The sequence below is a fragment of the Micromonospora sp. NPDC048842 genome, from assembly GCF_040649935.1.
Classification (GTDB): Bacteria; Actinomycetota; Actinomycetes; order Mycobacteriales; family Micromonosporaceae; genus Micromonospora; species Micromonospora hortensis.
The window spans coordinates 273,045-285,156 of record NZ_JBEZGK010000003.1; the positions used below are offsets into that span (position 1 = coordinate 273,045).

The window sequence follows — 12,112 nt, forward strand, 5'->3', positions numbered from 1 at the left end:
TGTCGCCAGGCTGACAAACAACTCCGTGACGGGGGACATCGTGGGCAGACCTGAGCGGCCGCTCGACCCGGAGGCAGGCGAGCTGGAGCGGTTCGCGCTCGACCTGCGCCAGTTGCGGACGAAGGCAGGTTCGCCGACCTACCGTCAACTGGCCAGACGCGCGCACTTCTCGGTGACCACCCTGGCGAAGGCGGCCAGCGGGGAGACCGTGCCGAGCCTTCAGGTGACGCTGGCGTACGTGGCCGCCTGCGAGGGCGATCCGGCTGAATGGACCGAACGGTGGCACAGCCTGATCGCCAGCGTGACGTCCGCCGGGACGGCGGGGGGCAGCCGCGGGCCGTACTGGGGGATGGCAGCGTTCCAGCCGCAAGACTCGGAATGGTTCTTCGGACGCGAGCGCCTGGTGGCTCAGCTCTGTGAAATGCTCACCCGCCTCCGATTCGTCGCGGTTTTCGCCCCGTCCGGTGCGGGCAAGTCATCCCTGCTACGAGCGGGTCTGATAGCGGCCGTGGTCGAGAATCCGGTGAAGGGTCAGCCGGCCTGGGCCACGGTGCTGATGACGCCCGGCGAACATCCCATCGAAGAACTCGCGTTTCAGCTCGTCAAGGAACAGGACCTGGCTCGTGAAACGGTCCAGCGTCAGTTGGCCGATGACCCGGCCAGCATTCGCGCGACGCTCGAGCACATTCTTGACGCCCGTCCATCGGTGGCGAACATGCTCATCGTGGTGGACCAGTTCGAGGAGCTCTTCACCCTCTGTCGCGACGAAGAGGAGCGGTCGGGGTTCATCGCCGCGCTGCTCGCCGCGGCGGAGGTCCCCAGGGTCCGCGTGGTGCTGGGAGTGCGAGCCGACTTCTATGGTCGGTGTGCCGCCCATCCGGCCTTGGTGGCCGCTCTCCACGAGCACCAACTGTTGATCGGCCCGATGGACGGTGCGGATCTGCGTCGAACCATCACCGGCCCCGCCGAGCGCGCCGGGCTGCTTGTCGATCCGGCGTTGGTGGAGATGGCCGTGGCGGACGTCGGCGGTCAGACGAGTGCGCTGCCGCTGCTGTCCCACGCGCTGTTGGAGACGTCGCGCCTGCGGCAGGGCAAGCGGATCACACTGGCCCACTACCGCGAATCGGGCGGGGTGAATGGCGCCATCACCCGTACCGCTGAGGGGGTGTACGCGCAGTTCGATGAGGGGCAGCGAGCGCTGGCCCGGGACATCTTCCTGCGCCTGACGGCCCTCGGTGACGGCACCGAGGACACCCGACGCCGGGCACCCCTGGCCGAGTTGGTGGGCGGGGCAGACCCATTGGCCGCGGCTGAGGTGGTGGGCAGGTTGACGGCCGCGCGGCTGGTCACCGCAGACGAAAAGGGCGTCATGGTGGCCCACGAGGCACTGATCCAGGAGTGGCCCCGGCTGCGTCGCTGGCTGACCGAAGATCGGGAGCTGCTGCGCTCCCACCGCAGGCTGACGGAGGCTGCCGCCGAGTGGGATCGGCACGACCGCGTGGACGGATTCCTGTATCGGGGGGTCCAGTTGGCGCTCTGGGGAACGCAGCAGGTGATGGACCTCAGTGACCTGGAACGGGACTTTCTGGAGACCAGCCGTGCACGAGAGAGCCGACGCCGGGCAGCCCGACGGCGGCGGACCAGCATGGCGTTGACCGGGCTCGCGGCAACCGTTGTCGTGGTGAGCGTCCTCGCGGCAGTGGCACTGGTGCAGGCGAACCGGGCGGCCGCCGAACGAGACCTCGCTGTTTCCCGGCAGCTGACGGTCGAGGCCAACAACCAACTGCAGATCGATCCGCAGCAGGCGCAGCGCCTCGCCCGACGCGCTCTGACCACCCGCCCGACCGTCGGCGCGGAGATGGTGCTCCGCCAGGCTGCCGTGGATGACCGACTGCAGGCGATTGTGCCGATGAGCAGCCAGAAGGCATTGGGCGTGGCGTTCAGTCCGGACGGAAGGCGGGTGGCGGCCACCGGGACGGACGGCGAGGTGCGGGTGTGGACCTGGGCCGGCCACGGCGTCTCTGGACCGGGACTGGCTCTCACCGGCGGGCCCGAGGGGCAGGTCTGGAGCCCGATGTTCAGCCCGGACGGGAAGCGACTGGTCACCGCCGGCTCGGACGGCACCGTCCGGATCTGGCAGGTCGATGGAAACGCCGGGCCCATCGTCCTACGCGGGCACGTGGGCCCGGTCTGGGGAGTGGCCTTCAGCCCCGACGGACTGTTGGTCGCCAGTGCCGGCGAGGACACCACCGTTCGGGTCTGGGATGCCCGCGGCGACGACCTACCGGTGGTGCTGCGTGGGCACAGCAAGGTGGCGGTCGGCGTGGCCTTCAGCCCCGACGGGCGCCAGTTGGCCAGCAGCGGCCACGACGCGACGGTACGCCTCTGGGACCTGGCCGCGCGATCCACCAGGACGATTCTCACCGGGCCACGCGAGGCCACCAGGACGTTGGTGTTCAGCCAGGACGGCACCCGTCTGGCCTGCTCCAGCGCCGACGGCACGGCCTGGGTGTGGCCGCTGACCGGGTCGGCGGCCCCGGTGGTGCTGCGTGGGCATGAGGGCACTGTGGAAGGGCTCGCGCTGAGCCCGGACGAGCAGTGGCTCGCGACCACCAGTGACGATCTGACCGTACGGATCTGGAACGCCAGCGGCACCGGTGACCCGTTGGTGCTGCGTGGCCACACCAACCGGGTCTGGGCGTTGGCGTTCAGCCCGGACGGATCCCGGCTGGTGAGCGCGGCCGATGATGGGACGCTACGGGTCTGGGACCCGGGCAGCGATCGTCTGATCCTGCGGGGCCACGAGAAGGCCACCTGGTCCGCCGCGTTCACCCCGGACGGGCGGCGGGTGGTCAGTGGCGGCGAGGACGGCACGGTACGGGTCTGGAACCTGGCCACACCGGCCGAGCCTCGGGTACTCGGCCGCCACGACGGCGACGTCTACGGTCTCACTGTGAGTCCGGACGGGACGAGTGTGGCCACCGGCGGCCGCGACGGCAGCGTACGCGTCTGGGACCTCGCCGGCAGACAGGATCCCGTGGTACTTCGCGGGCACGAGAAGCAGGCGTGGATCGCCGACTTCAGCCCTGACGGCCGTCGCCTGGCCAGCGTCAGCAACGACAGGAGCCTGCGAATCTGGGACCTCACCGGTCAGAGTGCCCCGGTGGTCCATCGAGTCGCCGAAGAGATCCGGTACGCCGCCTTCAGCCCGGACGGCAGGAAGGTCGCCACAGCTGGTGCGGAGGGCACCCTACGGATCTGGGACGCCTCCGGCACTGCCGAACCACTGCTACTTCCCGGTCACGAGGGACTGGTATGGGCAGTGGCCTTCAGCCCGGACGGACAACGGGTCGTGAGTGCCGGCTTCGACGGCACCGTGCAGATCCATTCCGTCACGAGCGGCAGCGCGCCAATGGTGTTGCGAGGACACGAGGGTCCCGTCTGGCACGTGTCGTTCAGCCCGGATGGGCAATGGGTGCTCAGTTCTGGAAAGGACGGCACCGCCCGGCTGTGGCACGCGTCGGAGGCCGCCCAGTCCGTGACCTTCGGCGGATTCGGCGCCTCCGTGGAGACCGTCGACTTCAGCCCGGACGGCGAGCGGCTCGTCTCGACGCATGACGACGGCACCGTACGCGTCTGGTCCTGCCGCGCGTGTGCCCCGGTCAAGAGCCTGCTGGAGCCGTGACCAGGAAGGGGTGGACCGTTCAGGCCCGCGCTGTATCTATCACCGAGCCCAGCCAGCGCAGCTGACGCCGCACGTGCACGGCCTCCCCACCCTCATGGCCGTTGAACGGGTAGACGTGCATCTCCCGCTCGGGCGGGACCGGCCTCCCGTTCGCGGCTCCGTATTGGTTGTAGGCGGCGAAGGCGGTTCGCGGCGGGCAGACGGTGTCGCGTCCGCCGACCCCGAAGTGCGCCGGCGCCGTCGCCCGACGCGCGAAGCTCACCCCGTCGACATAGGACAATGTGTGCCACACCGCCTCCTCGGCCTCCCGGTGCACCGCCAGGTACCGTGCGATCTCGCCGTACGGCGCGAGGTCGGTGAGCGCGACGGCCCGGCGCATGTCGCACAGGAACGGGGCGGTGGTCAGCACCGCGCTGAGTTCCTCGACGAGACCCGCCACCGCCAGGGCGATGCCACCGCCCTGGCTGTTGCCGACCACGGTGACCCGGTCACCCTCGACCCCCGGTAGGGCACGGACCGCCTCGACCGCCCGCACGGCGTCGGTGATCAGGCGGCGGTAGTGGTAGGTGCGCGGATCGAGAATCCCCCAGGTGACCGGCCAGGGCCCGCCGGGCGCGCCGTGCGGGTCGGGGGTGTCCCCGGCGCCGTGCTGCCCCGCCTGGCCCCGGTTGTCCATCAGCAGGTGCGCGTACCCGGCCACCGCCCAGGTCGGCCGCTCGTGGGGCAGGCCGCGCCCGCGTCCGTAGCCGGCGTACTCGACCACCGCCGGCAGCGGCTCTCGGACCCCGGCCGGGCGGGTGTACCAGGCGCGGACCGGGTCACCACCGAAGCCGGCGAACGTGACGTCCCAGGAGTCGAGCAGCCGTAGGTCGGTGGGTTCGGGGCGGACGTCGACGAGCACCGGTACGGCGGCAGCCTCGGCGAGCGTGGCTCGCCAGAACTCGTCGAAGTCGTCGGGTTCGGCGACCTCGGGTGCGTACCGCTGAAGGTCGTCGACGGTGGAGGCGGAGTGGGGCACGGGTCCTCGCAGGGGCCGGGGTCAGTGCGGGTGGGCGGGGGGCGCGGTGCTCTCCCGGACGACCAGCTCGGTCACCAGGTCGATCCGGCTGGTCGCCGGCTCGTTCCCCCTGGTCAGGTCGAGCAACATCTGGGTGGCGATGCCGGCCATGTCGCGCAACGGCTGGTTGATCGTGGTGAGCGCCGGGTCGGTCCAGGCGGAGACCGGCAGGTTGTCGTACCCGATCACCGAGAGGTCCTCGGGCACTCGCAGGCCGCACTGGCGGGCGGCCCGGAGCACCCCCATGGCCTGGATGTCCGACCCGGCGAAGATCGCCGTGGGCCGGTCCGGCCGCTGGAGCAGTTGCAGCCCGTGGGCGTGCCCCGCTCCGGCGGAGAAACTGCCGTAGCGGATCAGCTCGCGGTCGACCACGATCCCGGCTTCGTCGTGGGCCGACTGGAAGCCGGCGGCGCGGGCGCGGCTGCACAGCACGTCGGGCGGCCCGGAGATGATGGCGATCCGTCGGTGCCCCAGCTCCAGCAGGTGCCGGGCGGCGAGCAGGCCGCCGTTCCAGTTGTTCGACCCGACTGTCGGCACGGATGCCGAGGTGGCGCTGTCGGTGTCGACGACGACGAACGGTATGCCCTGTCGGCGCAGGTGCTGCTGCTGGGCCTCGGCCAGGTGGGAGAGGACGAACACCACGCCCAGGGGGCGGTCGGCGAGTAACGCCTCCAGCCATCGTGCCGGCGGGCGGTGCGCGCCGTCGAGTTGGGCGATCGACAGCCCGATGCCGGCCGCGGAGGTCACCGCCTCGACGCCCCGCAGGATCTCCATCGCCCAACCCGTGTCGAACTCGTGGAACACGAGGTCCACACGGCCGCCGCTTGTCGCGTGTCGACGTGCGCGGCGCTGGTACTGGTGGCGGTCGAGGCTCGCCTCCACCCGGGCTCTGGTGCCGGGGGCGACATCGCCGCGTCCGTTGAGGACCTTGGAAACGGTCGCGACCGAGACGCCGACATCGTTGGCGATGGTCGCGATGGTGGTGGAGGCGGGTGGGTCGAGCGGGCGGTGCTCTGTCATCGCGGCCTCATACAACATCCGAAAGTTTCGGGCGACTTTAACATGATGAGACATTCACGCCAGTGGGTGCCGCAGTCGGGCTGCGCATTCCCGGGACACCGTGCGGCTTGTTGGCGACGGAGCGCCGATCGTGGGGTCACGGTGTGCAGGAAACACCCCCTGGTGGTCCGATTGAGACTCTTGACAGGCATCGATGGGGCACTTAGGTTGCCGAAAAGGTTACGCAGGCTTCCGGAAAGTTTCGGATCGTGGGAAACGTCCGCCACAGAGCTGGTTCCACCAGGGCGCGGGGATGTGGCCGGAGCTAAGGGGTCAGGGCATGAGAAGTCAGTCGCTCGGGGACGGCGGCGCCGCGCCGTGGCGTGATCAGCGGCTGTCGCCGACCGAGCGGGTCGAGGCGCTTCTGCCATTGATGTCCCTCGAAGAGAAAATCGCCCAGCTCGTCGGGGTCTGGGTCGGTGCCGACGCCAGTGGCGAGGGCGTCGCACCGCACCAGTCGGACATGATCAGCGAGTTGCCGCCGTGGAGCACTGTCATCCAGTACGGGTTGGGCCAGTTGACCCGCCCGTTCGGCACCGCCCCGGTCGACCCGGTCCTCGGGGCCCGGTCGCTGGCGGCCTCCCAGGCGCAGATCGTGGCCGCCAGTCGGTTCGGCATTCCGGCGCAGGTGCACGAGGAGTGCCTCACCGGGTTCGCGGCGTGGCGGGCCACCGTCTACCCGACTCCGCTGAGCTGGGGCGCGTCCTTCGACCCCGAACTGGTCGAGGCGATGGCCGACCGGATCGGGCGGTCGATGCGCGCAGCCGGTGTGCACCAGGGTCTCGCCCCGGTGCTGGACGTCACCCGGGACTACCGCTGGGGCCGTACCGAGGAGACGATCGGCGAGGACCCCTACCTGGTCGGTACGACAGGTGCCGCCTACGTGCGGGGCCTGGAGCGGGCCGGCGTGGTGGCCACGCTGAAACACTTCGCCGGCTACTCCGCCTCCCGAGGCGGACGCAATCTCGCGCCGGTGCCGATGGGTCGCCGCGAGCTGGCAGACGTCATTCTGCCGCCGTTCGAGATGGCGCTGCGCCTCGGCGGCGCCCGCTCGGTGATGAACTCCTACGCCGAGATCGACGGCCTGCCCGTCGCGGCCGACAGTGGGCTGCTGACCGGGTTGTTGCGTGACGAGTGGGGCTTCACCGGCACCGTGGTGGCCGACTACTTCGCCGTACGGTTCCTTCAGACCCTGCACGGAGTCGCAGGGGATGCCGCCGACGCGGCCCGGCTCGCCCTGCGGGCCGGAATCGACGTCGAGCTGCCCACGGTGGACACCTTCGGCGAGCCGTTGGTGGAGGCGGCTCGCCGCGGTGAGGTCGATGAGGCGCTGATCGACCGCGCGCTGCGTCGGGTGCTGATCCAGAAGATCGAGCTCGGTCTGCTCGACGAGGGCTGGCAGGAACTGCCCGACGACGTCGCGTCCCTGCGTTTCGACGACGAGGCCAGCCAGGACATCGCCCTTCGTCTGGCCCGGGAGTCAGTCGTCCTGGTGCGCAACACCGGCGTCCTCCCGCTGCCCATGGGTAGCCGGGTCGCCCTCGTCGGTCCGGTCGCAGACGACCCGATGGCCATGCTCGGCTGCTACTCGTTCCCCAACCACGTGGGCGTCAACCACAGCGACTTCGGGCTCGGCCTGGACATCCCCACCCTGCGCGACGAGTTGGCCCGACGCGTCCCGCTGCTCACCCACGAGCCGGGCTGCGCCATCACCGGCGAGGACACCTCGGGCATCCCGGCCGCTGTCGCCGCGGCGGCCGCCGCCGACGTGTGCGTGCTCGCCGTCGGTGACCGGGCGGGAATGTTCGGCCGGGGCACCTCCGGTGAGGGCTGCGACGCCGTCGACCTGCGACTACCCGGCGTGCAAAGCGACCTCGTCCGCGCCGTCCTGGCCACCGGCACCCCGGTCGTCCTGGTGTCGATGGCCGGCCGCCCGTACGCGCTCGGCCCGGAGTTCGACGACGCGGCGGCCGTGGTGCAGGCGTTCTTCCTCGGTCAGCTCGGTGGGCAGGCGCTCGCCGAGGTGCTCACCGGCGCGGTCGACCCCTCCGGGCGGTTGCCGGTCAGCGTTGCCCGCGACGCCGGCGGGCTGCCGAGCACCTACCTGGCGCCACCGCTCGGCCGGCGTAACAAGGTTTCCTCGATCGACCCGACCCCGGCGTACCCGTTCGGCCACGGGCTGAGCTACACCACCTTCGAGTGGTCCGACGCGACGGTGGTCGAACCGCGCGAAGATCCGATCGCCTGGCCGGTCGACGGCGAGGTGCGGGTGCGGATCACCGTCGCCAACACCGGTGAGCGGGGGGGCACCGAGGTCGTGCAGCTCTACCTGCACGACCCGGTCGCGCAGACCACCCGTCCGGTGGTCCGGCTGATCGGCTACACCCGGCTGCCGTTGGCACCCGGTGAGGTGGCGCACGTGACGTTCGGCGTACCTGCCGACGTGGCGTCGTTCACCGGGCTGACCGGCCAACGGATCGTCGAGCCCGGCGACGTCGAGCTGCGCTTCGGCCGGTCGAGCGGCGATGTGGCGGCGGCCCTACCGCTGCGACTGGTCGGCGCCGAGCGCCAGGTCGGTTTCGAGCGGGAACTGCTCACCTCGGTACGGGTCGAGCCCCTCGTGGCCGTTCCACAGTCGGCATAGGAGGCCACGGATGACATCCACCCTGCGGCCACCACCGCCGGCGCCGCCGAGTTCTCCGCAGCAGGCGCAGAGCCCTGCCCCGCGCTCGCCACGACGCCGTCGCAGTTGGCGGCAGGCGCTGCGTCGGGACTGGCAGCTCTACTCGCTCGCCATCCTGCCGCTGCTGTTCTTCCTGGTCTTCCGGTACCTGCCCATGATCGGCAACATCATCGCGTTCCGTCGGTTCAAGCCGGGCGGCAGCATCTTCGGTGAGTACTGGGTCGGGCTGCGCTACTTCCGGATGTTCCTCAGCGACCCGACGTTCTGGGAGGTGTTCACCAACACCCTGGTGCTGGGGACGCTGACCCTGCTGTTCTGCTTCCCGCTGCCGATCGTGCTGGCGCTGCTGCTCAACGAGGTCCGGGCCCGCCGCTTCAAGCGGTTCGTCCAGTCCGTCTCCTACCTGCCGCACTTCCTGTCGATCGTGATCGTGGCGGCGATGGTCATGCAGTTGACCTCGATCGAGGGCACGGCCAACCAGATCGTCAGCTTGTTCGGTGGCGACCCGGTGGCGTTCCTGCAGAAACCGGAGTGGTTCCGCACCATCTACGTCTCGTCCGAGGTCTGGCAGACCGTCGGGTGGGGCACGATCCTCTACCTCGCCGCCCTCACCACCGTCGACGAGGACCTGTACGAGGCCGCCCGGATCGACGGCGCCGGCCGGCTGCGGCAGACCTGGCACGTCACGTTGCCCGGCATCCGTCCGACGATGGTGACCCTGCTGATCCTCAACATCGGCAGCTTCCTGGCGGTCGGGTTCGAGAAGATCCTGCTGCTCTACAACCCGTTGACGTATCCGACAGCCGACGTGGTCTCCACCTATCTGTTCCGGATGGGCTTCCAGTCGAGCAACTTCAGCTACGCGGCCGCCATCGGCCTCTTCGAGGCGGTGATCGGGCTGATCCTCGTCCTGTCGGCGAACGTCATCTCCCGTCGCACTGTGGGGACGAGCCTGTGGTGACCCTCGGTACGAAGATCGACGCCCCGAAGACGCGCGGGCCGGTGGACAGCCGGGGTTACCGGATCTTCCGGGTGGTCAACACCGTCGTCCTGCTCGGCGTCGTGGTCGTGACGCTGTACCCGTTCCTCAACATCGTGGCCCGCTCGCTCAGCGAAGAGGCGTACATCATCGCCGGCGAGGTGACCATCGTCCCGCGTGGCTTCGACCTGACCGCGTACAAGCTGCTGATGTCGGACGCGATGTTCTGGACGAACTACCGCAACACAGTGGTGTACACGGTGGTCGCCACGCTCATCTCGATCGTGCTGACCACGTGTTACGCGTACGTGCTGTCGAAGCCGCAGCTCAAGGGGCGCCCGTTCCTCATCGGTGTCGCACTGTTCACCATGTTCTTCTCCGGTGGCCTGATCCCCAACTACGTGCTGGTCACCAGCCTGGGCATGAAGAACACCATCTGGGCCGTGGTGATCCCCAATGCCATCAGTGTGTTCAACCTGCTGGTGATGAAGGCGTTCTTCGAGAGTCTGCCGAGCGAGTTGGAGGAGGCCGCGGCCGTCGACGGGCTGAACACGTACGGCACCCTCCTGCGGATCGTGCTGCCGCTGTCGAAGGCGATCATCGCGACGATGGTGCTCTTCTACGCGGTGTCCTTCTGGAACTCGTGGTTCGCCGCGTTCCTCTACATGGACCGGCAGGACCTGCTGCCGGTAACCGTCTACCTGCGCAACCTCATCGCGGGAGCCACCAGCGCCGAGTCCGCCGCCGCCGACGCCGACAAGGTCCAGGCCGCGGCCACCCTCCAGGCCGTGACGATCGTGCTGACCACACTGCCGATCCTGGCGGTCTACCCCTTCGTCCAACGCTACTTCGTCCGCGGCGTGATGCTCGGCGCGGTCAAGGGGTGACGTCGACGCCGCACCGTTCCACATTCGAATCCCCACCACCGAAAGGACGAGCCATGCTCCACAAGACGTGGCGCCGCGTGGCATTGACCACCGCGGGTCTGCTCGCGCTCTCCCTTGCCACCGCCTGTTCTGAGGACCCCGGTGAGTCGACCGACCTCTCGGAGAACAAGGTCGGCGCGATGGCCAACTACGGCGTCGGCGACCAGTTCAAGGCCACCGAGGCGCTCTCCTTCACCACCCTCTACAACAACCACACGTTCTACCCGCTCAAGGAAGACTGGCTGTTCTGGTCGGAGCTCACCAAGCGGACCAACGTCAAGATCGATCCGGTGGCCGTGCCGCTGAGTGACTACGAGCAGAAGCGCAGCCTGCTGATCGGCGCCGGAGACGCTCCGCTGATCATCCCGAAGACGTACCACCCGCAGGAGGACGCGTTCGTGTCCTCCGGGGCGATTCTCCCGGTGAGCGACTACCTGGATCTGATGCCGAACCTCAAGGAAAAGATCACCAAGTGGAACCTCAAGCCGGAGATCGACAACCTGCGGCAGTCCGACGGTAAGTTCTACCTGCTGCCCGGCGTCCACGAGAAGCCCACCCAGGACTACACGGTGCTGGTGCGCACCGACATCATGCAGGAGCTCAACCTGCCCGTCCCGAAGACCTGGGACGACCTGTACGCCGTGATGAAGGCGATGAAGGCGAAGTACCCGAACGTCTACCCGTACTCGGACCTCTTCAGCAAGCCCAATCCGACCGGCGCGCTGCTGAACCTCCTCGGCTCGGCCCACGGCACCTACGCGGGCTGGGACTTCCAGCACGCCACCTGGGACCCGGCAGCGAAGAAGTTCAACTACACCGGCTCGTCCGACCAGTACAAGCAGATGGTCACGTTCCTGCACAAGCTCGTCGCCGAGGGTCTGCTCGACCCGGAGAGCTTCACCCAGACCGATGACCAGGCACGGCAGAAGCTGGCCAACGGGAAGTCCTTCATGGTCACCGGCAACGCGCAGACGCTCGTCAACAACCACCGGCCCGACCTGGCCAAGACCCTGCCGAACGCGAAGATGGCCAAGATCCCGCTGCCGATCGGCCCGGCCGGCGAGATCAACCCGTTCCCCCGGCTGGAGAACGGCATCATGATCTCCTCGAAGGCCCGGGAGAGCAAGAACTTCGTGGCCATGATGCAGTTCATCGACTGGCTCTGGTATTCCGACGCCGGCATGGAGTTCGCCCGCTGGGGCATCGAGGGCACCACCTTCACCAAGGACGCGTCCGGCAAGCGCTCGCTCACCGCCGACGTCGATTTCCTCGGGCTCCACCCGAAGGCGCCCAAGCACCTGCAGAAGGAGTTCGGCTTCCAGAACGGCGTCTTCGCCTACGGCGGCACCCCCGACCTGGTTCGTGGGTTCTTCTCCCCGGAGGAGTTGGAGTTCCAGAAGGTGATGGACGCCCGCAAGCCGAGGGAGGTCCCCCCGCCGCGCCCGTTGACCGACGAGGAACGCGAGCAGGTGTCGCTCTGGGAGACCCCGCTGAAGGACTTCGTCACTCAGAACACGCTGAAGTTCGCCCTGGGGCAGCGTCCGCTCAGCGAGTGGGACGCGTACGTGGCCGAGCTGAAGGCCAAGAACTCCGACCAGTACATCGACCTGGTCAACAAGGCGTACGAGCGGTTCCAGAAGAACAACGGCTGATCAGCGGAGTCCGGTCGGGCGGCCTGTCGCGGCCCGACCGGACTCCGACGACCACGGATCGGCCACGTCGA

The 12,112-nt window shown here is 68.9% G+C and carries 7 protein-coding genes; 5 read left to right on the forward strand and 2 right to left on the reverse strand.

What is annotated here, in order from left to right; all coding sequences use genetic code 11:
• Positions 1 to 40: 40 nt before the first annotated feature.
• Positions 41 to 3,685: a hypothetical protein gene (locus AB0C19_RS06080; protein WP_357180152.1), complete on the forward strand. Its 3,645-nt coding sequence runs from the start codon at positions 41 to 43 to the stop codon at positions 3,683 to 3,685.
• A gap of 19 nt (positions 3,686 to 3,704) precedes the next feature.
• On the opposite strand, the gene AB0C19_RS06085 is transcribed toward AB0C19_RS06080, so the two are convergent.
• Complete coding sequence (locus AB0C19_RS06085; RefSeq protein WP_357180155.1) at positions 3,705 to 4,703, reverse strand: acetylxylan esterase; 999 nt, start codon at positions 4,701 to 4,703, stop codon at positions 3,705 to 3,707.
• Positions 4,704 to 4,724: 21 nt separating this feature from the next.
• Positions 4,725 to 5,762, reverse strand: a complete 1,038-nt coding sequence (locus tag AB0C19_RS06090; protein WP_112698181.1) for a LacI family DNA-binding transcriptional regulator — start codon at positions 5,760 to 5,762, stop codon at positions 4,725 to 4,727.
• A 319-nt stretch (positions 5,763 to 6,081) separates the two neighbouring features.
• On the opposite strand from AB0C19_RS06090, the gene AB0C19_RS06095 reads away from it, so the two are divergent.
• From AB0C19_RS06095 to AB0C19_RS06110, 4 genes are read left to right on the forward strand one after another with little or no spacing between them, the layout of a single operon-like run.
• On the forward strand, positions 6,082 to 8,445 hold the full coding sequence (locus tag AB0C19_RS06095) for a glycoside hydrolase family 3 N-terminal domain-containing protein (protein WP_357180160.1): 2,364 nt from the start codon (positions 6,082 to 6,084) through the stop codon (positions 8,443 to 8,445).
• Positions 8,446 to 8,455: 10 nt separating this feature from the next.
• The gene (locus AB0C19_RS06100) at positions 8,456 to 9,445 is read left to right on the forward strand and encodes an ABC transporter permease subunit (RefSeq protein WP_357180163.1); all 990 of its coding nucleotides are present in this window, start codon (positions 8,456 to 8,458) and stop codon (positions 9,443 to 9,445) included.
• A complete protein-coding gene (locus AB0C19_RS06105; RefSeq protein WP_357180166.1) occupies positions 9,442 to 10,350 on the forward strand; it encodes a carbohydrate ABC transporter permease in 909 nt (302 codons plus the stop codon). Before AB0C19_RS06100 ends, AB0C19_RS06105 begins: the two co-directional genes overlap by 4 nt.
• A gap of 53 nt (positions 10,351 to 10,403) precedes the next feature.
• Positions 10,404 to 12,041 (forward strand): extracellular solute-binding protein, encoded by a 1,638-nt coding sequence (locus AB0C19_RS06110; RefSeq protein ID WP_357180169.1) that lies wholly within the window; start codon positions 10,404 to 10,406, stop codon positions 12,039 to 12,041.
• The last annotated feature ends 71 nt before the right edge of the window (positions 12,042 to 12,112 follow it).

What these genes read in the sequence shown, in the direction of transcription:
- AB0C19_RS06090 (WP_112698181.1), bottom strand. Translation starts at nt 5,762, where the DNA reads ATGACAGAGCACCGCCCGCTCGACCCACCCGCCTCCACCACCATCGCG.
- AB0C19_RS06095 (WP_357180160.1), top strand. Translation starts at nt 6,082, where the DNA reads ATGAGAAGTCAGTCGCTCGGGGACGGCGGCGCCGCGCCGTGGCGTGAT.
- AB0C19_RS06100 (WP_357180163.1), top strand. Translation starts at nt 8,456, where the DNA reads ATGACATCCACCCTGCGGCCACCACCGCCGGCGCCGCCGAGTTCTCCG.
- AB0C19_RS06110 (WP_357180169.1), top strand. Translation starts at nt 10,404, where the DNA reads ATGCTCCACAAGACGTGGCGCCGCGTGGCATTGACCACCGCGGGTCTG.